Below are 20,512 nucleotides of genomic sequence, written 5' to 3'. Positions count from 1 at the left end.
GAGTTGCGGCGCGTTCGACACCCGGCCTGGAGCCGGGCACACACACGCGACGGGAGCGGCGCGCAGCGCCCGCTCCCGTCACTCGGAAGCTCACTTGGTGAGCACGAAGCCCTTGATCTTGCCGAAGGCCTGATCCAGCAGCGCCTTCTGCTGCTCCTGGTGCAGGTGGGCGTAACCGACGGCCGGCGATGCCGAGGCGGCGCGGCCGGCATAACCCAGCTTCTGGCCTTCGAGCATGTTCTCGTGGATCTGGTGCTGCACGAAGAACCAGGCGCCCTGGTTCTGCGGCTCGTCCTGGCACCACACCACGTCGGTCGCGTTCGGGTACTTCTTCAGCTCGGTCGCGAAGGCCTTGTGCGGGAAGGGATAGAGCTGCTCGACGCGGATCACCGCGACGTCGCCGGACTTCTTCTCCTCGCGCTTCTTGACCAGGTCGTAATAGACCTTGCCCGAGCAGGCGATCACGCGCTTGACCTTGGCCGGGTCGATGGCCGCGTTCAGCTCCGGGATCACGGTGCGGAACTCGCCCTTGCTGAACTCGGTCAGCGGCGAGGTCGCGTCCTTGTTCCGCAGCAGCGACTTGGGCGTCATGATGACCAGCGGCTTGCGCAGCGGGCGCACCATCTGGCGGCGCAGCAGGTGGAAGATCTGGCTGGCCGTGGTCGGCTGCACGATCTGCATGTTGGTGTCGGCGGCCAGCTGCATGAAGCGCTCGAGGCGCGCCGAGCTGTGCTCGGGGCCCTGACCTTCATAGCCGTGCGGCAGCATCAGCACCAGACCGTTGACGCGGCCCCACTTGACCTCGCCCGAGGCGATGAACTGGTCGATCACGACCTGCGCACCGTTGACGAAGTCGCCGAACTGGCCTTCCCAGATGGTCAGCGTGTTCGGATCGGCGCTGGCGTAGCCGTATTCGAAGCCGAGCACGGCCTCTTCCGACAGGATCGAGTCGATGACGACGAACGGCGCCTGGTTCTCGGCCACGTTCTGCAGCGGCACGTAGGTGCCGATGTCCCATTTCTCGCGGTTCTGGTCGTGCAGCACGGCATGGCGATGCACGAAGGTGCCGCGGCCGCAGTCCTCGCCCGACAGGCGCACGGCATAGCCGCTGGCCACCAGCGAGGCGTAGGCCAGGTGTTCGCCCATGCCCCAGTCGACGTTGATCTCGCCACGGCCCATCGCGGCGCGGTCGGCGATGACCTTCTCGACCAGCGGATGGACCTTGAAGTTGCCCGGGATCGTCGTGATGCGCTCGGCCAGGCGCTTGACCTCGACCATCGGCAGCGCGGTGTCGGCGCTGTCGGTCCACTTCTTGCCGAGGAACGGGGCCCAGTCGACCGCGTACTTGCTCTTGTAGTTGGTCAGCACCGGATCGACCGTGTGCTTGCCCGCGTCCATCGCGGCACGGAAGTCCTTGACCATCTGGTCCGGACCGTCGGCCGGCAGCACGCCCTGGGCCACCAGCTTGTCGCCGTACAGCTTGCGGGTGCCCGGGTGCTGGGCGATCTTCTTGTACATCAGCGGCTGCGTCAGGCTGGGCGTGTCCTGCTCGTTGTGGCCCAGCTTGCGGAAGCAGATGATGTCGACGACGACGTCCTTCTTGAACTGCTGGCGGTAGTCCATCGCCAGCTGGGTGCAGAACACCACGGCTTCGGGATCGTCGCCGTTCACGTGCAGCACCGGCGCCTCGATCATCTTGACGACGTCCGAGCAGTACAGCGTCGAGCGGCTGTCACGCGGGTCGCTGGTCGTGAAGCCGATCTGGTTGTTGATGACGATGTGCAGCGTGCCGCCGGTGTAGTAGCCGCGGGTCTGCGCCAGCGCCAGCGTCTCCATGACGACGCCCTGGCCGGCGAAGGCCGCGTCACCGTGCACGAGCACCGGCAGGACCTGGTCGCCGGTCTTGTCGCCGCGACGGTCCATGCGGGCCTTGACCGAGCCTTCGACGACCGGGTTGACGATCTCGAGGTGCGACGGGTTGAACGCCAGGCTCAGGTGGACCGGGCCGCCGGCCGTGGAGATGTCGCTCGAGAAGCCCTGGTGGTACTTCACGTCGCCCGAGGGCAGGTGTTCCGGCGCGGTGTGGTCGAACTCGGCGAACAGGTCCTTGGGCATCTTGCCCAGGGTGTTCACCAGCACGTTCAGGCGGCCGCGGTGGGCCATGCCGATGACCATCTCCTGCACGCCGTGGCTGCCGGCGCGCTGGACGACCTCGTCCATCGAGGCGATGAAGCTCTCGCCGCCTTCGAGCGAGAAGCGCTTCTGGCCGACGTACTTGGTGTGCAGGTAGCGCTCGAGGCCTTCGGCGGCGGTCAGGCGGTCGAGGATGTGCTTCTTTTCCTCGGCCGTGTAGACCGGCTTGCTGCGGCTGGCTTCCAGACGCTCCTGCCACCAGCGCTTCTCGGTCGGGTCGGTGATGTGCATGAACTCGGCGCCGACGGTGCCGCAGTACGTGTCACGCAGGGCCTGCAGGATGTCGCGCAGCGACATGTTCTCGGCCTTGCTGAAGTACGTGTTCGCGGCGCTGAACGTGATGTCCATGTCGGACTCGCTCAGGTCGTAGAACGCCGGCTCCAGCTCGGGAATCTTGGGGCGCTCGGTGCGCTTGAGCGGGTCGAGGTCGGCCCAGCGCGAACCGAGGAAGCGGTAGGCGGCGATCAGGGACTGGACGTGGACCTGCTTGCGGGCGACGGCGAGGTCGGCTTCGCTGGCCTTCAGGGCGAAGGCGTTGGCCTTGGCGCGCTGCGCGAAGGACTCGATCACGGGGGCGTGGGCCACATCGCGGCTGTCGGAGCCGTCGGTGGCGGGCACGTGCTGGAGGGCGTCGAAGTAGTCGCGCCACTTGTCCGGCACGGAACCGGGGTTGTCGAGGTAGGCCTCGTACATCTCTTCGACGTACGGTGCGTTGCCTCCGAACAGGTAGGAGTTCGACCTGTATTGCTGCATCATCTTTCGCTCACCTCTCGCCCCGGTATCCAGGACTTCGATGGGTTGAACAACCTTCCGCGACACGGCTTGACCGGTTGGCGGATTGCGACCCGCCTTGACTGTTGCCAGAGAAGGGGACGGGAAGGACCTCAAGTCAGGCCGCGAATGTAGCACCCGCAAGCCGTCGCGAAACTTGCACGGACGGGCGCAAAACGGACGTTCGCGGGTTCTGCCCGAAGCGCTTTGGAGCCCCCTCGCGCAGCCCTTCGGCCATTCGCATCGCCAAACCCGTTTTCGCCATGCAAAAATAGCCTCTGCGATTCAAGAGGGCAGTCATGACGAAAAAGGACGGCCAGACCACGCCGACGATCCAGGTCCTGGAGCGGACCTTCCTGCTGCTGGACGTGCTCGCCGCACACCGGGATCCGGTGTCGCTCAAGCAGATCAGCGAGCAGACCGGCCTGCATCCGTCGACCGCGCACCGCATCCTCAACGACCTCGCCGCCGGACGGCTGGTCGAGCGTCCCGAGGCCGGCAGCTACCGCCTCGGCATGCGCCTGCTGGAGCTCGGAAACCTGGTGAAAGCCCGACTGGACGTGCGTGACGCCGCACTGGGTCCGATGCGCGAGCTGCACAAGGTCACCCACCAGCCCGTCAACCTGTCGGTGCGGCAGGGCGACGAGATCGTCTACATCGAGCGGACCTATTCGGAGCGTTCAGGCATGCAGGTGGTCCGGGCCGTCGGTGGCCGCGCACCGCTGCACCTCACCTCCGTCGGCAAGCTCTTCCTGGCCCAGGACGACCCGCAGCGCGTGCGCGCCTACGCCGCCCGCACGGGGTTGGCCGGCCACACCCGCAACAGCCTGACCGATCTGGCGCTGCTCGAACGCGAGCTGGCCAAGGTGCGCCAGACCACGCTGGCCCGTGACAACGAGGAACTGGAGCTGGGCGTGCGCTGCATGGCCGCCGGCATCTACGACGACCAGGGCAAGCTGATCGCCGGTCTGTCGATCTCGGCACCGGCCGACCGGCTCGAGGAAGGCTGGAGCGAACGCCTGCGCGAGACCGCCAGCCAGATCTCGCAGTCGCTGGGTTACCAGGTCGGCTGAACCGGTTGAACCGCCCGGCACAGGCATGAAAAAGCCGGCGTGATCGACGCCGGCTCGCGGGGGAAGGTGGAACCCGGAGGGATCAGCGCAGCGGCCGGGCCTGGGCCTTGGCCGACAGCTCGTTGCCACGCTCGATCCACTGGCGCACGCGCTCGGCATCGCCCAGCCGCGAGTACTTTCCGGCCGAATCGAGGAACACCATGATCAGCTTGCGACCGGCCATCTGCGCCTGCATGACCAGGCAGCGGCCGGCCTCGGCGATGTAGCCGGTCTTCTGCAGGCCGATCTCCCAGTTCGGGTTGCGCACCAGACGGTTGGTGTTGTTGAACTGGACGGTGCGACGACCGATGCCGACCTCGGCCTCGGGCGTGGTCGAGAACTGGCGCAGCAGCGGGTATTCGTAGGCCGCGCCGACCAGCCGCGCCAGGTCCGGTGCGCTGGAGCGGTTCTGGCTCGACAGGCCGGTCGGCTCGACGTAGCGGGTGTCGACCATGCCCAGCGACGCAGCCCGGACGTTCATCGCCCGGACGAACTCGGCCAGTCCGCCGGGATGGTGCCGGCCCAGCGCATTCGCGGCGCGGTTCTCGGACGACATCAGTGCCAGGTGCAGCATCTCGCCGCGGGTCAGGCGGGTGCCGACGGCCAGCCGGGACGAACTGCCCTTCTCGGTGTCGATGTCGGCGGTGGTGATCTCGAGCTCATCGTCCAGTGAGGCCCCGGACTCGACCACGACCATCGCGGTCATCAGCTTGGTCAGCGAGGCAATCGGCAGGATCGCCTGCGGGTTCTTGGAGAACAGCACCTCGGAGGTGTCCTGGTCGACCACGAAGGCGACGTTGGACTTCAGCGCCAGCGGGTCGCTGGTGTGCTGCAGGCCGGCGCTGCGCCCGACGGAGACGGGATCCGGTGCGACGCTGGCGCGTGTGCGGACCACCTTGCGCTGCGGGACCACCTTGGCGGACTTCGCGCGCACGCTGTTCTTGGACTGCCCGGCGCTTTCGGCCGCCCCGACCTGACCGGCCACGAGCAGGCCCGCGACGGCGGCACCGACGGCCAGCCAGCGCCTCATGTCAGGGCGCGACGGGGCGGCGATCGGGTTCAGGCGCAGGTACTTCATGGCGGACATCGGCGGACTCGGGCAGGCGAAGACGGGTCTCGAAGGGCCTTCCGGAAGCCGACACGCGGCATCCGGACGAACCCGGAGATACAACTGGAGACAGTCTAAGGGGATCGCCGACCCGAGGCAACGCCTTGATTTATCGAAGAAAACAGCAAATCGGGCCCTACTTCGCGGACCCCCCGCGAACCCGGGCCCTGTCGGCGCGTCGTCAGCCTTGCGCCGCGACGCGCTCGGACTTGCTGTGCAGCTTGTTCAGGGCCGCCAGGTAGGCCTTGGCCGACGCGACGACGATGTCCGGATCGGCGCCGACGCCGTTGACGATGCGCCCGCCCAACTGCAGCCGGACGGTGACCTCGCCCTGCGACTCGGTGCTGCCCGAGGTGATCGCGTTGACCGAATACAGCAGCAGCTCCGCGCCGGTGGACAGGCGCGACTCGATCGCCTTGATGCTGGCGTCGACCGGGCCGTTGCCGTCGGCCTCGGCATGGTGTTCGACGTCGCCGGCGGCGAAGGCGACGCTGGCGTGCGGGCGCTCACCCATCTCCGAACGCTGCGACAGCGCCAGCAGGCGGTAGTGCTCGGTCTTCTGGTCACTTTCCTCATCGCTGACCAGCGCGAGGATGTCCTCGTCGAAGATCTCGCTCTTGCGGTCGGCCAGGTCCTTGAAGCGCAGGAAGGCGGTGTTGATCTCGGCCTCGGAGTCCAGCGCCACGCCCAGGTCCTGCAGGCGCTGCTTGAAGGCGTTGCGGCCGGAAAGCTTGCCCAGCACGATCTTGTTGGCGCTCCAGCCGACGTCCTCGGCGCGCATGATCTCGTAGGTGTCGCGGGCCTTCAGGACGCCGTCCTGGTGGATGCCCGAGGCGTGCGCGAAGGCGTTGGCGCCGACGACGGCCTTGTTGGGCTGCACGACGAAGCCGGTGGTCTGCGCCACCATGCGCGAGGCCGGCACGATCTGGGTCGCGTCGACCCGCACGTCCAGCCCGAAGTGGTCGCGGCGGGTGCGCACCGCCATCACGACCTCTTCCAGCGAGCAGTTGCCGGCCCGTTCGCCCAGGCCGTTGATGGTGCATTCGATCTGGCGCGCGCCGCCGATCTTGACGCCGGCCAGCGAGTTCGCCACCGCCATGCCCAGGTCGTTGTGGCAGTGCACGCTCCAGATCGCCTTGTCGGAGTTCGGTACACGCTCGCGCAGCGTGCGGATGAAGTTGCCGTAGAGCTCGGGGATCGCGTAGCCGACGGTGTCGGGGATGTTGAGCGTGGTCGCGCCCTCCTCGATCACCGCCTCCAGCACGCGGCAGAGGAAATCCGGGTCGGAGCGGTAGCCGTCCTCGGGCGAGAACTCGATGTCGCCGCACAGGTTGCGGGCGAAACGCACCGCCAGCCGGGCCTGTTCGAGCACCTGCTCGCGGGTCATGCGCAGCTTCTTCTCCATGTGGAGTTCGCTGGTCGCGATGAAGGTGTGGATGCGCGCGCGGTTGGCGCCCTTGAGCGCCTCGGCCGCACGGCTGATGTCGCGGTCGTTGGCGCGCGCCAGCGAGCAGATGGTCGAGTCCTTGATGACGTCGGCGATCGCCTTGACGGCCTCGAAGTCGCCGTTGGACGAGGCCGCGAAACCGGCCTCGATGACGTCGACCTTCAGGCGCTCGAGCTGGCGTGCGATGCGCAGCTTCTCGTCGCGCGTCATCGAGGCGCCGGGGGACTGTTCGCCGTCGCGCAGCGTGGTGTCGAAGATGATGAGTTGTTCGCTCATGGCGGGTCTCCTGGGTCGTCGTCGTGTCAGGCGGTGGTCGTCGTGGTGGTGCCCGATGCGCTGGCCGAGCCCGCGTTCATGGCGCGCTGCCAGCCCGACAGCACCGCCTTGATCGAGGCGCTGACGATGTTGGCGTCGATGCCGACACCGAACAGCACACGCGACCCCACCCGCAGTTCCACATAGGCGGCGGCACGCGCCTGCGCCCCGCTGCCGATCGAATGTTCATGGTAGTCCAGCACCTCGACGCGCTCGCCACCGGCTTCGCCCAGCGCCTGCACGAAGGCGTCGACCGGGCCATTGCCGGCGCCGGCCAGCGTCATCGCGGCACCATCGACCACCAGCCCGGCGCCGACGCGGGCGCGCAGCCGCACGCTGCCGTCGCCGGCGTCGTCGACCTGGGCCGGCTGCGGCAGTGCCTCGTCGACCGCCGCGATGCCGTAGACCTCGTCGAACAGGCGCCACAGGTCGGCCGCCGACAGTTCCTTGCCCTGCACGTCCATCACCGCCTGGACCTGCTGACTGAACTCGATCTGCAGGCGACGCGGCAGTTCGAGGCCGTATTCGGTCTCGAGCAGGTAGCTGATGCCGCCCTTGCCCGACTGGCTGTTGACGCGGATGACCGGCTCGTAGCTGCGGCCGAGGTCCTTCGGATCGATCGGCAGATAGGGCATGTCCCAGGCCTCGCCATCGCGCCGGGCCGCGAAGGCCTTCTTGATGGCGTCCTGGTGCGAGCCCGAGAACGAGGTGTAGACCAGCTCGCCGACGTAGGGGTGGCGCGGGTGCACCGGGATCTGGTTGCAGAACTCGACCGTGCGGCGGATCGCGTCGATGTCGGAGAAGTCGAGCCCCGGCGAGATGCCTTGCGTGTAGAGGTTCAGCGCGACGTTGACGAGATCGAGGTTGCCGGTGCGCTCGCCATTGCCGAACAGGCAGCCCTCGACCCGGTCGGCGCCGGCCAGTATCGCCAGTTCGGCCGACGCCGTGCCGGTGCCGCGGTCGTTGTGCGGGTGGACGCACAGCACGATGCCGTCACGACGGGCGAGGTGGCGGTCCATCCACTCGACCATGTCGGCGAACACGTTGGGCGTGCAGTTCTCGACCGTCGACGGCAGGTTGACGATGCAGGGCCGCTGCGGGCTGGCCTGCCACACGGCGGTCACCGCATCGACGACACGGCGCGAGACCTCGAGCTCGGTGTTGGAGAACATCTCCGGCGAGTACTGGAAGGTCCAGTGCGTGCCGGGCTGGCGCGCGGCCTGTTCCTGCAGCATCGCCGCATGCGTGGTGGCCAGGTCGACGATGCCGTCGACGTCCAGCCCGAGCACGACCCGACGCATGACCGGCGCGGTCGCGTTGTAGAGGTGCACGATCGCCGCGCGCGCGCCCTGCAGCGACTCGAAGGTGCGCTCGATCAGGTGGGCGCGTGCGGGCGTCAGCACCTGGATCGTCACGTCGGCGGGGATGCGGTCTTCCTCGATCAGGCAGCGCACGAAGTCGAAGTCGGCCTGCGAGGCGGACGGGAAGCCGATCTCGATCTCCTTGAAGCCGATGGCGACGAGGGCCTCGAACATCCGCAGCTTGCGCGAGACGTCCATCGGCTCGATCAGCGCCTGGTTGCCGTCGCGCAGGTCGGTGCTGAGCCAGCGCGGTGCGGCGGCGATCACACGGGCGGGCCAGCGGCGGTCCGGCAGGTCGATCGTCGGGGCGGGTCGGTACTTGGCGGCGGGGTTCTTGAGCATGCTCATCGGGGACTCCTGGAGATGGTGGGATGCAACGCCGCGCCGGGGATGCCTGGACCTGGAAGACAAAAGAAAACGGCCCGCTGCGTTGCGCAAGACGGGCCGTTGATCCGGACGAAGAATGGACGTGATCGATCAGCGCACCCGTGTCGGGGTGCCTAGTAGCAGCGCGAGGGCGCGGATCGAGGTCGAGGTCGAGGTCGAGGTCTTCATGGAACGGAAAATGTAGCACAGCGACCGGGAAGGCCGATCGCCACGGGGCTGGCGGGCATCGCCCTTCACTGGTGCAGGCCCTTCTCGTCGGGCTCGTCGGTCGACGTGGCGATCACGCTGACCGGTTTGCCGCGCGACTTGCGGATGCCGTAGACCACATAGCCGGACACGCCGTAGACCATGAACAGGCCGAACAGCACCAGCGGCGGATGCAGGTTGATCACCGCGATGGCCAGTGCAATCGCGACGATCACGACGAAGGGCACGCTGCGCTTCAGGCCGACATCCTTGAAGCTGTAGAACGGCACGTTGGTGACCATCGTCAGGCCGGCGTAGAGTGTCAGCGCGAAGGCCGTCCAGGTGATGGCCGGAAGTTCGTGGACACCATGGAAGCCCATGTCGTCCATGACCCAGATGAAGCCGATCACGATCGCCGCCGCCGCCGGGCTGGGCAACCCCTGGAAGAAGCGCTTGTCGACCACGCCGATGTTGGTGTTGAAGCGCGCCAGGCGCAGCGCCGCTGCGGCGCAGTAGACGAAGGCGGCCACCCAGCCGGCCTTGCCCAGACCCTTCAGGGCCCATTCGTAGACGATCAGGGCCGGCGCGGCGCCGAAGCTGACCATGTCCGACAGGCTGTCCATCTGCTCGCCGAAGGCGCTCTGGGTGTTGGTCATGCGCGCGACGCGGCCGTCGAGGCTGTCGAGCACCATGGCGCAGAAGACGCCGGCCGCCGCCAGGTCGAACCGCCCGTTCATCGCCATGACGATGGCGTAGAAGCCGCCGAACAGCGCGGCCAGCGTGAACAGGTTCGGCAGCACGTAGATGCCCTTGCGCCGAGGGCGCACAGGGGGCTGCGGATCGTCGTCGTCGATGCCTTCTTCGGGCAGTTCAGCGGGGTTCATGGCGTTGAGAATAACTCACGAAAAGGGCCGCCCGAAGGCGGCCCGTGGGTCCCGGAGGACCTCTGCGCAGCGGTCGGGAAGTGCCGTCGCCGGCACCGCCCGCACGATCAGTTGCGGCTCTTGTCGACCAGCTTGTTGGCCTTGATCCACGGCATCATCGCGCGCAGCTTCTCGCCAACCTGCTCGATCTGGTGATCGGCGGTCAGGCGACGGCGGCTCAGCAGCGTGGGGGCGCCGGCGCGGTTTTCCAGGATGAAGCTCTTGGCGTATTCGCCGGTCTGGATGTCCTTCAGGCACTGGCGCATCGCGTTCTTGGTGTCCTCGGTCACCACGCGCGGGCCGGTCACGTACTCGCCGTACTCCGCGTTGTTGGAGATCGAGTAGTTCATGTTCGCGATGCCGCCTTCGTAGATCAGGTCGACGATCAGCTTGAGCTCGTGCAGGCACTCGAAGTAGGCCATCTCGGGCGCGTAGCCGGCTTCCACCAGCGTCTCGAAGCCCGCCTTGATCAGCTCGACGGTGCCGCCGCACAGCACGGCCTGCTCGCCGAACAGGTCGGTCTCGGTCTCTTCGCGGAAGTTGGTCTCGATGATGCCGGCCTTGCCGCCGCCGTTGGCCGCCGCGTAGCTAAGGGCCAGGTCACGGGCCTTGCCGGTCTTGTCCTGGTGGACGGCGATCAGGTGGGGCACGCCGCCGCCCTGGGTGTAGGTGTTGCGCACGGTGTGGCCGGGGGCCTTCGGGGCCACCATCCAGACGTCGACGTCCTCGCGCGGCACGACCTGGCCGTAGTGGACGTTGAAGCCGTGGGCGAAGGCCAGCGACGCGCCTTCCTTCAGGTTCGGGCCGACTTCGGCGTTGTAGACCGCGGCGATCTGCTCGTCGGGCAGCAGGATCATGACGACGTCGGCGCTCTTGACCGCATCGGCGATCTCGGCGACCTTGAGGCCGGCCTTCTCGGCCTTCGACCAGGAAGCGCCACCCTTGCGCAGGCCGACCGTGACCTTGACGCCCGAGTCGTTCAGGTTCTGGGCGTGGGCATGGCCTTGCGAGCCGTAGCCGATGATGGTGACGTTCTTGCCCTTGATCAGGCTCAGATCGGCGTCCTTGTCGTAATAGACCTTCATGTGTTTCTCCTGGAAATGCGGATCGCTTGCAGCGGGGGAAGTGAGCGGGTTTCAGGCACCGGTCCGGACGGTCCGGGCGCCCTTCCCCCTTGGGGGAGCGACACGCGGCCACATGGCCTTGTGTCGCGGGTCGGGTTGCGTCGAACGGTCAGACGCGAAGGATGCGCTCGCCGCGGCCGATGCCGCTGGAGCCGGTGCGCACGGTCTCGAGGATGGCCGTGCGGTCGACCGCCTGGATGAACGCGTCGAGCTTCTCGGCGTCGCCGGTCAGCTCGATCGTGTAGGTCTTGTCGGTCACGTCGATGATGCGGCCGCGGAAGATGTCGGCCATGCGCTTGATCTCCTCGCGCTCCTTGCCGACCGCACGCAGCTTGATCAGCATGAGCTCGCGGGCGGTGTACTGGCCCTCGGTCAGGTCGACCACCTTGACGACCTCGATCAGCCGGTTCAGGTGCTTGGTGATCTGCTCGATCACCTCGTCCGAACCGTGCGTGACGATGGTCATGCGCGACAGCGAGGGGTCCTCGGTCGGGGCAACCGTCAGGCTCTCGATGTTGTAGCCGCGGGCCGAGAACAGGCCCACCACGCGGGACAGCGCTCCCGCCTCGTTCTCGAGCAGCAGGGCAATGATGTGTTTCATGTCGGTCTCCAGACCGGCACCTCCACCCGCAGCGGTAACTGCGGGCCTCGTGCAGGCCATTCAACGGGTCGGTTCATGGATGTGCGTCAGGCCGCAGCCCGCAACGCGTCGCGCACGGCGTGTGGCCGCCGCGAGCGCGCTGCCGGCGCGGCTCAGAGCTCTTCGGATCCCAGCAGCATCTCGCTGATGCCCTTGCCCGCCTTGACCATCGGCCAGACGTTCTCGGTCGGGTCGGTGCGCACGTCGAGGAAGACGGTGCGGTCCTTCAGGCGGATCAGTTCCTTCAGCGCGGGCTCGACCTCGGACGGCTTCTCGATCTTCAGGCCGATGTGACCGTAGGCCTCGGCCAGCTTGACGAAGTCGGGCAGTGCGTCCATGTAGCTGTGCGAGTAGCGGCCGCTGTAGTCCAGCTGCTGCCACTGGCGCACCATGCCCAGGTAGCGGTTGTTCAGGGCGATGACCTTGACCGGCGTGTTGTACTGCTGGCAGGTCGAGAGCTCCTGGATGTTCATCTGGATCGAGCCCTCGCCGGTGATGCAGAACACGTCCGCGTCCGGCTTGGCGAGCTTGATGCCCATCGCATAGGGCAGGCCCACGCCCATCGTGCCCAGGCCGCCGGAGTTGATCCAGCGACGCGGCTCGTCGAAGCGGTAGAACTGCGCCGCCCACATCTGGTGCTGGCCGACGTCCGAGGTGATGTAGGTGTCGCCGTCGCGGGTCAGCTCCCACAGCTTCTCGACTACCGCCTGCGGCTTGATGACCTCGTCCGACTTCTTGTAGTTCAGGCAGTCGGTCTTGCGCCATTCGTTGATCTGCGCCCACCAGGCGTTGATCGCGGCCGGCTCGGCGCGCTGCTGGGTCTCGCGGATCTGGCTGATCAGCTCCTGCAGCACGTCCTTGACGTCGCCGACGATGGGGATGTCGACCTTGACTCGCTTGGAGATCGACGACGGGTCGATGTCGATGTGGATGATCTTGCGCTCGACCGAGGCGAAGTGCTTCGGGTTGCCGATCACGCGGTCATCGAAGCGGGCGCCGATGGCGATCAGGACGTCGCAGTTCTGCATCGTCATGTTCGCTTCGTAGGTGCCGTGCATGCCCAGCATGCCGAGGAAGCGCGGGTCGGTCGACGGGAAGGCGCCCAGGCCCATCAGCGTGTTGGTGACCGGGTAGCCGAGCAGGTCGGCCAGCTCGCGCAGCTCGGCCGCCGCGTTGCCCAGGATCACGCCACCGCCGGTGTAGATGTACGGACGCTTGGCGCCCAGCAGCAGCTGCACGGCCTTGCGGATCTGGCCGCCGTGGCCCTTGCGCACGGGGTTGTACGAGCGCATCTCGACCGTCTCGGGGTAGCTGAACGAGGTCTTGTTCAGCGAGACGTCCTTCGGGATGTCGACGACGACCGGGCCGGGACGGCCGGTGCGGGCGATGTGGAAGGCCTTCTTGAGCGTCAGCGCCAGGTCGCGCACATCCTTCACGAGGAAGTTGTGCTTGACGATCGGACGGGTGATGCCGACGGTGTCGCACTCCTGGAAGGCATCCAGGCCGATCGCCGGAGTCGGGACCTGGCCGGTGATGATCACCATCGGGATCGAGTCCATGTAGGCGGTCGCGATGCCGGTGATGGCATTCGTGACGCCCGGACCCGAGGTCACCAGCGCGACGCCGACGTCGCCGGTCGCCCGCGCGTAGCCATCGGCCGCGTGCACGGCGGCCTGTTCATGGCGCACCAGCACGTGCTGGATGGTTTCCTGCTTGTAGAGTGCGTCGTAGATGTAGAGGACCGCGCCACCCGGGTAGCCCCAGATGTACTTGACGTTCTCGGCCTGGAGGCAGCGAACGAGGATGTCCGAGCCGTTCAGCTCGGGCGTGGCGGTGGATTGGGAATCGCGGGAGGCTTGTGCCGATGCGGCACGCTTGTGTTCCGCTGCAGACATGTCCATGTCGAACCTTTCGGGTTTTCTCTGACGAAAATCGAACGGTGCCCCTCCTCGCGCGCCCTACGTCAAAACGGGCACTCGCTCTCGTGGAGCGGAATCAGGGCCTGCGCGGTCAGAAATCGGCGTCACCCGTGGTCGGGTGAGCGAAGTGACCAAGTCCGCACGTGTGCGGAACCATGAATTATGACATCCCCCCGGACCCGGGCGTCGCGCGCTGCCTTGCGGTGCGGCCTCGCCCCAGGCCGGTGCCATAATCTTTCGAGACGTCACATGGCCTTCCGGCCCCTCCACCTTGGCCGCCGACCAGGAACTGTCCGACTTCCTCCAGAGCATCGAGAAACGCGCCTTCAAGCGCACCGTCTACGCGGTGCGCGACGACGACGCAGCCCTGGACATCGTGCAGGACGCCATGATCCGGCTGGCCGAGCGCTATGCCGATCGGCCACCGGCGGAATGGCCCTTGCTATTCCAGCGCATCCTGTCCAACGCCACGATGGACTGGTTCCGTCACCAGAAGGTGCGGCGCGGGGTGCTGGTGCCGTTCTCCGATTTCGAGCCCGCTGGCAGCGACGGTGATTTCGACATCCTCGAGATGCTGGCCGACCAGTCCGGATCGCACCGCGTCGAAAGCTCGGCCGACACCGCCGAACGGACCCAGACCTTCCATCTGATCGAGGACGAGATCGCCAAGCTCCCGGCGCGTCAACGCGAGGCCTTCCTGCTGCGTTACTGGGAGGAAATGGATGTTGCAGAAACGGCTGCATCCATGGGCTGCTCGGAGGGAAGCGTGAAGACGCACTGCTCCCGGGCCGTTCATGCATTGGCCAAGGCATTGAAGATCAAGGGAATCTCGCTGTGAATACCGGTCCGCTCCATAGCCCCGCACACCCCCACGAGGTCGATGCCCTCGAGGCCCGCTTCGGCCTGCGCGTCACCGCACGGCTGAACGAGGGCACGCAGACGCTCCCGCATGACGTGAGCGAGCGCCTTCGGGTCGCCCGTCAGCAGGCGCTCGAGCGCGCGGCCGCCCGCCGGCTGAAGACCGCCTCGTCGGCCAGCACGGCCGAGGACGTCGTCACGATGGGCAACGGCAGTGCCGCGCTGCACTGGCAAGGCCTGCCGACCGACCAGCGCCCCGGCTGGCTCACCGCCCTGGCCGGACTTCTTCCGGTCCTGCTCCTGCTGGTCGGCCTGCTGTTCATCAGCCACTGGCGCGACCGCGAGCAGATCGCCACCACCGCCGACATCGACAGCGCCCTGCTGGGCGACGACCTGCCGCCGGCCGCCTTCACCGATCCGGGTTTCGTCGAGTTCCTGCTTGAACCGCAAGCCGGCCACCCGCTCGAGGCCGCCACCGAACCGGCCAAGTCCACCGCTGCGGACGACATGCGCGAATGACGCGCGCCGTCCGGTCTGCCGCCACCTCCGGGTTGTCCGCCATCGCCACCATGAGTTCCGTCCGCAAGCTCCGCCCGACCGGATCAGCCCGCCGCTGGCTGCTGGCTGTCGTGCTCGGCAGCAGCCTGGGCGCGCTGGCGCAGGCCCAGGTGCTGGGCAACCCCGGCTGGGCCGATCTGAGCCCGAAGGAACAGCAGGTCCTCCAGCCGCTGAAGGAACAATGGGGCACGATCGACGCGGTGCGCAAGCAGAAATGGCGTGACATCGCCGAGCGCTTCCCCGCGATGACCCCCGACCAGCAGGCCCGCACCAGCTCGCGGATGGTCGAATGGGCGGCGATGTCGCCCGCCCAGCGCAATGCCGCGCGGCTGCAGTTCGAGCAGGTCCGCCAGGTGCCGGCGAGCGAACGCCAGGCCCGCTGGGACGCCTACCAGTCGCTGCCGACCGAGCAGCGCGAAGCCCTGGTCAAGCAGGCCGAGACGCGACCCGCGCCGGCCCCTACGACCAAGCCGGCGCCGCGTGTCGACCCGGCCACCAACAAGACCGCCCAGGCGCCGCAACCCAGCGCCCGGCCGCAACCGGTCGGCCCCGGCACGGTGCAGGCTCCCGTCGGCGCCAGCACCCGCCCGATCACCCAGGGCGCGCTGCCGCCGCGCCACCAGCAGCCCGGTCTGCCCAAGATCGCCGCGACGCCCGAGTTCATCGACAGCACCACGCTGCTGCCGCAACGGGGCCCGCAAGGCGCCGCGATCGAGCCGGTCCGCAAGGCCGTCCCGCCGGCGCCCGCCGCCAGCCGCCAGCCATGAGCGCCAGCGTCGAGACGACCGGGCCCGCCCAGGCGCCCGGCACGGCCGACGTGCCCGGCCTGCGTCGCCGGCTGGCCGCCATGCTCTACGAAGGCGTGCTGCTGTTCGGCGTGCTGATGGCCGCCTCGATCCCGTTTGCCGCCTTCACCAACCAGCGCCACGCGCTGCAGGGTCGGCACGGCTTCCAGCTCTACCTGTTCATCGTGCTGGCCGCCTATTTCATCGGCTTCTGGACCCATGGTGGCCAGACCCTGGCGATGAAGACCTGGCAGGTCCAGCTGCGCCGCGCCGACGGCGCGCCCGTCCGGCTGGCCCAGGCGACGCTGCGCTACCTGACCAGCTGGCTGTGGTTCCTCCCCGCGCTTGGCGTGATCTGGCTGGCGGGGCTGACCCAGGGCTCGGCCCAGTTCTGGAGCACGCTGCTGGCCGGCATGCTGGTCTATGCCGGACTCAGCCGGCTGCTGCCCGACCGGCAGTTCCTGCACGACGTCATCTGCGGCACACGGCTGGTCCGGCGCATCCCGCCGCCCCGGCCTGCCAAGCGCTGACACAATCGCGCCCCATGTCGAATCCCCACAAGGGCCGTACCGGCCTGGACCGCGTCATCCATGCCGCCGGTTATTCCTGGAACGGTCTGCGCACCGCCTATCGCAACGAGAGCGCGTTCCGGCAGGAGACCGTGCTGGCAGTCCTGCTGATTCCGGCCGCCTTCTGGCTCGGCCGCAGCTGGGTCGAGACCGCCCTGCTGGCCGGCAGCGTGCTGCTGGTGATGATCGTCGAGCTGCTGAACTCGGCCGTCGAGGCCGCGATCGACCGCATCTCGTTCGAGCTGCACGACCTGTCCAAGCTGGCCAAGGACTTCGGCAGCGCCGCCGTGATGCTCGCGCTGCTGCTGTGCGGCGGCATCTGGGCCGCTGCGCTGTGGCAACGTTTCCTGGCCTGACGGGCCCGACCGCAGCCGACACGCCATGAGCCCTGCCCGCCCCTTCAGCGTCTGCGTCTACTGCGGCTCGCGCCTGGGCGCGCAGGACGCCTATGCGGACGCCGCACGCGCGCTCGGCGCGGCCATCGCCCGACGCGGCTGGCGGCTGGTCTACGGCGGTGGCAACGTCGGCCTGATGGGCGTCGTGGCCGATGCGGTGCTGGCCGGCGGTGGCAGCGTCTGCGGCGTCATCCCCGAATCGCTGATGCGCCGCGAGGTCGGACACCGCGGACTGCAGGAGCTGCACGTGGTCGACACCATGCACGCGCGCAAGCAGCGCATGGCCGAGGAGTCCGACGCCTTCGTCGCGATGCCCGGCGGCATCGGCACCTTCGAGGAACTGTTCGAGGTCTGGACCTGGCGCCACCTCGGCTACCACGACAAGCCGGTCGCCCTGCTGGACGTGGCCGGCTACTGGCAGCCGCTGCTGGCCTTCCTGCAGCGCACGCGCTCCGAAGGCTTCGTGTCGACCGAACAGGCCGACATGCTGATCGTCGAGGACGGCGTCGAGTCCCTGCTCGACCGGCTGGCCGCCGGCAGCAGCGGCCAGGCCGGGAACTACCGCCGGATCTGAGCCGCCCAGCAAAAAGCGCCAGCCACACGAGGTGGACTGGCGCTTCGGGCGGGACGACTCAGATCGCCTGCTCGTCGGTCTCGCCGGTGCGGATGCGCACCACCTGCTCGACCGGCGTCACGAAGATCTTGCCGTCGCCGATCTTGCCGGTCTTGGCCGCCTTGACGATGGCCTCCAGGCAGCGGTCGACGTCGGCGGTCTTGACGACCACCTCGATCTTCACCTTGGGCAGGAAGTCGACGACGTACTCGGCGCCGCGGTAGAGCTCGGTGTGGCCCTTCTGGCGGCCGAAGCCCTTGACCTCGGTGACGGTCAGGCCGGTCACGCCGACCTCGGCCAGCGCCTCGCGAACTTCCTCGAGTTTGAACGGCTTGATGACCGCGGTGATCTGCTTCATGACGATGCTCCGGATGCGTTGCTGCGATTCAATTTAACCGTAATCCGCCCGGCACGGGCGGGCGGACAGACTCACTTGAGGGCCTTGTAGCGCACCCGCTTCGGACGCGCACCTTCCTCGCCCAGGCGCTTCTTCTTGTCTTCCTCGTATTCCTGATAGTTGCCTTGGTAGAAGAACCACTGCGAATCGCCCTCGCAGGCCAGGATGTGGGTGCAGATGCGGTCGAGGAACCAGCGGTCGTGGCTGATGACCATGGCCGAGCCGGCGAACTCCAGCAGCGCGTCTTCCAGCGCGCGCAGCGTCTCGACGTCGAGGTCGTTGGACGGTTCGTCGAGCATCAGCACGTTGCCGCCGGTGGCCAGGGTCTTGGCCAGGTGCAGGCGGCCGCGTTCACCGCCCGACAGGTTCTTGACCAGCTTCTGCTGGTCGTTGCCCTTGAAGTTGAAGCGGCCGATGTAGGCGCGGCTGGGCATCACGAACTTGCCGATGACCAGGTTGTCGAGCCCGCCGGAGAGGTCTTCCCAGACCGTCTTGTCGCCGTCGAGCGACTGGCGGCTCTGGTCGACGAAGGCCATCTTGACGGTCTTGCCGATCTTGACGGTGCCGCTGTCAGGCGTCTCGGTGCCCTGGATCATGCGGAACAGCGTCGACTTGCCGGCGCCGTTCGGGCCGATGATGCCGACGATCGCGCCCATCGGCACCTTGAAGCTCAGGTTGTCGATCAGCACGCGGTCGCCGAAGCTCTTGCTGACGTTCTCGAACTCGATCACCTCGGTGCCCAGGCGCTCGGCCACCGGGATGAAGATCTCGTTGGTCTCATTGCGCTTCTGGTATTCGACGTCGCTCAGCTCCTCGAAGCGGGCCAGGCGCGCCTTGCTCTTGGCCTGACGGCCCTTGGCGTTCTTGCGCACCCACTCCAGTTCGAGCTTCATCGCCTTGGTGCGGGCGTCCTCGGTGCGCTGTTCCAGCTCGAGGCGCTTTTCCTTCTGCTCCAGCCAGGTCGAGTAGTTGCCCTGGTAGGGCAGGCCGCGACCGCGGTCCAGTTCCAGGATCCACTCGGCGGCGTTGTCGAGGAAGTAGCGATCGTGGGTGATGGCCACCACGGTGCCCGGGAAGCGGCCGAGGAACTGCTCCAGCCATTCGACCGATTCGGCGTCCAGGTGGTTGGTCGGCTCGTCGAGCAGCAGCATGTCGGGCTTGGACAGCAGCAGGCGGCACAGCGCGACGCGGCGCTTCTCGCCGCCCGACAGCTTGCCGATGTTGGCGTCCCAGGGCGGCAGGCGCAGCGCGTCGGCGGCGATCTCGAGCTGCATCTCGGTGTTCTCGCTGCCGGCCGCGGCGATCACCGCCTCCAGCTCGGCCTGCTCGGCGGCCAGCGCGTCGAAGTCGGCGTTCTCCTCGGCGTAGGCCGCGTAGACCTCTTCCAGACGCTGCTTGGCGGCCAGCACGCCGCCGATGCCCTGCTCGACCGCCTCGCGCACGGTGGCGTTCGGGTCCAGCTCGGGCTCCTGCGGCAGGTAGCCGATGCGCAGGCCGGGCATCGCGACGGCTTCGCCCTCGATGTCCTTGTCCAGGCCGGCCATGATCTTCAGCAGGGTCGACTTGCCCGAGCCGTTCAGGCCCAGCACGCCGATCTTGGCGCCGGGGAAGAACGACAGCGAGACGTCCTTCAGGATCTGCCGCTTCGGCGGCACGATCTTGCCGACGCGGTTCATGGTGAAAACGTATTGGGCCATGGGTGCGGTTCTGAGCCTTGTGCTGTGCGGAGGTGTTCCGTGCGACGCGTGCGTCGCAAAACCCGTGATTATCCGGGACGAGCGGCCCCAAGCGGCATCCGGTCGGATGCCACGAACCCCTGTCGGGCGATCGGATCGTGCTTGCAGCCCCCGAAAGACTGTATGAACATACAGCTTTTCGTGGCTCCTGCTGCTGACGTGTCCACCCGCCCACCCTGCCGTGACCCCCTCGCACCCACCGCCGATCGCCCCGATCGCGGACCTTCCCCCGTCAACGCCGGCCGGCCTGGCCGATCCGGCGCTGGCCGGCCAGGTCTGGGCCGCCGACCGGATCGCCGAGACGACGCGGGCGGTCCTGCCCAGCGGGCATGAGGCGCTGGATGCCCAGCTGCCCGGCGGCGGCTGGCCGGTCGGCGCGCTGACCGAGCTGCTGCTGGCGCAGCCCGGCCACGGCGAGTGGCGGTTGCTCGGCCCGCTGCTGGCCACGCTCGGCCGCAGTGGCGGGCGCTGGGTCGCGATCACCCCGCCGCTGCGGCCGCACGGCCCGGCCCTGCAGGCACTCGGGCTGGACCTGGCGCAAGGCCTGTGGGTCGACGCGGCCAGCGACACCGACGCCGCCTGGGCGGCCGAGCAGGCGCTGCGCAGCGCCGAACGCGCCGGCCCGGTCAGCGGACAGACCGGCGGACAGACATCCGGACAGACCGCCGGCCAGACCGCCCGCACCGCCGTGCTCTGGTGGAGCGACGAACGCCAGTCCCCGCTGACCACCGGCACGCTGCGCCGCCTGCACCTGGCCGTCCAGGCCAGCGAGGCGCTGCTGTTCGTGCTGCGCCCGGCCGCGCAGGCCAGCCGGGCCGGTCGCCACACGCCCGCGCCGCTGCGGCTGCAGGCCGACGTCGACCCGGACCAGCCGAGCCGCCTGCGGCTGCGCATCCTCAAGCGCCGCGGCCCGCCGCTGGAGGCCCCGCTGCTGCTCGACACCGGCGCGCAGCTCGCCGCCGCACTGGCTCATCGCCTGAGCCAGCCCCTGCCGCAGCATCGCCCGCTCCTGCCGATGCCGCCACCGGTGCGGCCGCGCGAGACCCGCCGCGAGCCCGATCACCCGGACCTGCTGACCGGCGGCTGAGCCCGGCAGGACCGGCCCATGCCGCCGT

The 20,512-nt window shown here is 68.1% G+C and carries 18 protein-coding genes; 8 read left to right on the top strand and 10 right to left on the bottom strand.

Annotated features, from left to right (window positions below):
- Nucleotides 1-90 precede the first annotated feature (90 nt).
- The gene (locus tag ACWA7K_RS01300) at nt 91-2,949 is read right to left on the bottom strand and encodes a 2-oxoglutarate dehydrogenase E1 component (RefSeq protein WP_456164878.1); all 2,859 of its coding nucleotides are present in this window, start codon (nt 2,947-2,949) and stop codon (nt 91-93) included.
- Nucleotides 2,950-3,263: 314 nt separating this feature from the next.
- Here ACWA7K_RS01300 and ACWA7K_RS01295 point away from each other — a divergent pair, with 314 nt between their 5' ends.
- A complete protein-coding gene (locus ACWA7K_RS01295; protein WP_456164876.1) occupies nt 3,264-4,037 on the top strand; it encodes an IclR family transcriptional regulator in 774 nt (257 codons plus the stop codon).
- Between the two features lie 82 nt (nt 4,038-4,119).
- Here ACWA7K_RS01295 and pbpG read toward each other — a convergent pair whose 3' ends face one another.
- The 7 genes from pbpG to ACWA7K_RS01260 all read right to left on the bottom strand — a co-directional run bounded on the left by pbpG (nt 4,120) and on the right by ACWA7K_RS01260 (nt 13,468).
- Entirely contained in the window at nt 4,120-5,154 is a 1,035-nt protein-coding gene (gene pbpG, locus ACWA7K_RS01290) for a D-alanyl-D-alanine endopeptidase (protein ID WP_456168646.1), read from the bottom strand.
- A 211-nt stretch (nt 5,155-5,365) separates the two neighbouring features.
- Complete coding sequence (locus ACWA7K_RS01285; protein WP_456164874.1) at nt 5,366-6,907, bottom strand: 2-isopropylmalate synthase; 1,542 nt, start codon at nt 6,905-6,907, stop codon at nt 5,366-5,368.
- A gap of 26 nt (nt 6,908-6,933) precedes the next feature.
- Nucleotides 6,934-8,649, bottom strand: coding sequence for a 2-isopropylmalate synthase (gene leuA / locus ACWA7K_RS01280; protein WP_456168644.1), 1,716 nt, complete (start codon nt 8,647-8,649; stop codon nt 6,934-6,936).
- A gap of 278 nt (nt 8,650-8,927) precedes the next feature.
- Complete coding sequence (gene pssA, locus ACWA7K_RS01275) at nt 8,928-9,764, bottom strand: CDP-diacylglycerol--serine O-phosphatidyltransferase (RefSeq protein WP_456164872.1); 837 nt, start codon at nt 9,762-9,764, stop codon at nt 8,928-8,930.
- A gap of 107 nt (nt 9,765-9,871) precedes the next feature.
- Nucleotides 9,872-10,888 (bottom strand): ketol-acid reductoisomerase, encoded by a 1,017-nt coding sequence (gene ilvC, locus ACWA7K_RS01270; protein WP_456164870.1) that lies wholly within the window; start codon nt 10,886-10,888, stop codon nt 9,872-9,874.
- 148 nt (nt 10,889-11,036) lie between these two features.
- Complete coding sequence (gene ilvN, locus ACWA7K_RS01265; RefSeq protein ID WP_130480800.1) at nt 11,037-11,528, bottom strand: acetolactate synthase small subunit; 492 nt, start codon at nt 11,526-11,528, stop codon at nt 11,037-11,039.
- Nucleotides 11,529-11,680: 152 nt separating this feature from the next.
- Nucleotides 11,681-13,468 (bottom strand): acetolactate synthase 3 catalytic subunit, encoded by a 1,788-nt coding sequence (locus ACWA7K_RS01260; protein ID WP_456164868.1) that lies wholly within the window; start codon nt 13,466-13,468, stop codon nt 11,681-11,683.
- 289 nt (nt 13,469-13,757) lie between these two features.
- On the opposite strand from ACWA7K_RS01260, the gene ACWA7K_RS01255 reads away from it, so the two are divergent.
- Genes ACWA7K_RS01255 through ACWA7K_RS01230 form a run of 6 tightly spaced genes read left to right on the top strand, consistent with a single transcriptional unit; the run spans nt 13,758 to nt 17,225 of the window.
- Nucleotides 13,758-14,324, top strand: a complete 567-nt coding sequence (locus tag ACWA7K_RS01255; RefSeq protein WP_456164866.1) for an RNA polymerase sigma factor — start codon at nt 13,758-13,760, stop codon at nt 14,322-14,324.
- Entirely contained in the window at nt 14,321-14,863 is a 543-nt protein-coding gene (locus ACWA7K_RS01250; RefSeq protein WP_456164864.1) for a DUF3619 family protein, read from the top strand. The genes ACWA7K_RS01255 and ACWA7K_RS01250 overlap by 4 nt, the downstream gene beginning before the upstream one ends.
- 50 nt (nt 14,864-14,913) lie before the next feature.
- The gene (locus tag ACWA7K_RS01245; RefSeq protein ID WP_456164862.1) at nt 14,914-15,669 is read left to right on the top strand and encodes a DUF3106 domain-containing protein; all 756 of its coding nucleotides are present in this window, start codon (nt 14,914-14,916) and stop codon (nt 15,667-15,669) included.
- Nucleotides 15,666-16,217 carry an RDD family protein gene (locus ACWA7K_RS01240; RefSeq protein ID WP_456164860.1) on the top strand — a complete coding sequence of 184 codons (552 nt, stop codon included), beginning with the start codon at nt 15,666-15,668 and terminating at the stop codon, nt 16,215-16,217. The genes ACWA7K_RS01245 and ACWA7K_RS01240 overlap by 4 nt, the downstream gene beginning before the upstream one ends.
- Before the next feature lie 14 nt (nt 16,218-16,231).
- Entirely contained in the window at nt 16,232-16,612 is a 381-nt protein-coding gene (locus ACWA7K_RS01235) for a diacylglycerol kinase (protein WP_456164858.1), read from the top strand.
- A 25-nt stretch (nt 16,613-16,637) separates the two neighbouring features.
- Entirely contained in the window at nt 16,638-17,225 is a 588-nt protein-coding gene (locus ACWA7K_RS01230) for an LOG family protein (RefSeq protein ID WP_456164856.1), read from the top strand.
- Nucleotides 17,226-17,283: 58 nt separating this feature from the next.
- Here the strand turns inward: ACWA7K_RS01230 and ACWA7K_RS01225 are convergent, their stop codons facing one another.
- Both ACWA7K_RS01225 and ettA read right to left on the bottom strand, forming a co-directional pair.
- Nucleotides 17,284-17,622 (bottom strand): P-II family nitrogen regulator, encoded by a 339-nt coding sequence (locus ACWA7K_RS01225; RefSeq protein WP_305748654.1) that lies wholly within the window; start codon nt 17,620-17,622, stop codon nt 17,284-17,286.
- Between the two features lie 71 nt (nt 17,623-17,693).
- A complete protein-coding gene (gene ettA, locus ACWA7K_RS01220) occupies nt 17,694-19,358 on the bottom strand; it encodes an energy-dependent translational throttle protein EttA (RefSeq protein WP_456164853.1) in 1,665 nt (554 codons plus the stop codon).
- 220 nt (nt 19,359-19,578) lie between these two features.
- On the opposite strand from ettA, the gene ACWA7K_RS01215 reads away from it, so the two are divergent.
- Nucleotides 19,579-20,484: a translesion DNA synthesis-associated protein ImuA gene (locus ACWA7K_RS01215; RefSeq protein WP_456164851.1), complete on the top strand. Its 906-nt coding sequence runs from the start codon at nt 19,579-19,581 to the stop codon at nt 20,482-20,484.
- Nucleotides 20,485-20,512: the final 28 nt, after the last annotated feature.

The sequence above is a fragment of the Leptothrix mechoopdaensis (SeqCode) genome (assembly GCF_053893855.1).
This window is presented reverse-complemented; position numbering and strand designations above follow the sequence as displayed.

Excerpts from the sequence above, each read along its gene's own strand:
- ettA (WP_456164853.1), bottom strand. The coding sequence starts at position 19,358 with ATGGCCCAATACGTTTTCACCATGAACCGCGTCGGCAAGATCGTGCCG.
- ACWA7K_RS01245 (WP_456164862.1), top strand. The coding sequence starts at position 14,914 with ATGAGTTCCGTCCGCAAGCTCCGCCCGACCGGATCAGCCCGCCGCTGG.
- leuA (WP_456168644.1), bottom strand. The coding sequence starts at position 8,649 with ATGCTCAAGAACCCCGCCGCCAAGTACCGACCCGCCCCGACGATCGAC.
- ACWA7K_RS01300 (WP_456164878.1), bottom strand. The coding sequence starts at position 2,949 with ATGATGCAGCAATACAGGTCGAACTCCTACCTGTTCGGAGGCAACGCA.
- ACWA7K_RS01225 (WP_305748654.1), bottom strand. The coding sequence starts at position 17,622 with ATGAAGCAGATCACCGCGGTCATCAAGCCGTTCAAACTCGAGGAAGTT.
- pbpG (WP_456168646.1), bottom strand. The coding sequence starts at position 5,154 with ATGAAGTACCTGCGCCTGAACCCGATCGCCGCCCCGTCGCGCCCTGAC.
- ACWA7K_RS01240 (WP_456164860.1), top strand. The coding sequence starts at position 15,666 with ATGAGCGCCAGCGTCGAGACGACCGGGCCCGCCCAGGCGCCCGGCACG.
- ACWA7K_RS01285 (WP_456164874.1), bottom strand. The coding sequence starts at position 6,907 with ATGAGCGAACAACTCATCATCTTCGACACCACGCTGCGCGACGGCGAA.
- ACWA7K_RS01230 (WP_456164856.1), top strand. The coding sequence starts at position 16,638 with ATGAGCCCTGCCCGCCCCTTCAGCGTCTGCGTCTACTGCGGCTCGCGC.
- ACWA7K_RS01295 (WP_456164876.1), top strand. The coding sequence starts at position 3,264 with ATGACGAAAAAGGACGGCCAGACCACGCCGACGATCCAGGTCCTGGAG.
- ACWA7K_RS01235 (WP_456164858.1), top strand. The coding sequence starts at position 16,232 with ATGTCGAATCCCCACAAGGGCCGTACCGGCCTGGACCGCGTCATCCAT.
- pssA (WP_456164872.1), bottom strand. The coding sequence starts at position 9,764 with ATGAACCCCGCTGAACTGCCCGAAGAAGGCATCGACGACGACGATCCG.
- ilvN (WP_130480800.1), bottom strand. The coding sequence starts at position 11,528 with ATGAAACACATCATTGCCCTGCTGCTCGAGAACGAGGCGGGAGCGCTG.
- ACWA7K_RS01260 (WP_456164868.1), bottom strand. The coding sequence starts at position 13,468 with ATGGACATGTCTGCAGCGGAACACAAGCGTGCCGCATCGGCACAAGCC.
- ilvC (WP_456164870.1), bottom strand. The coding sequence starts at position 10,888 with ATGAAGGTCTATTACGACAAGGACGCCGATCTGAGCCTGATCAAGGGC.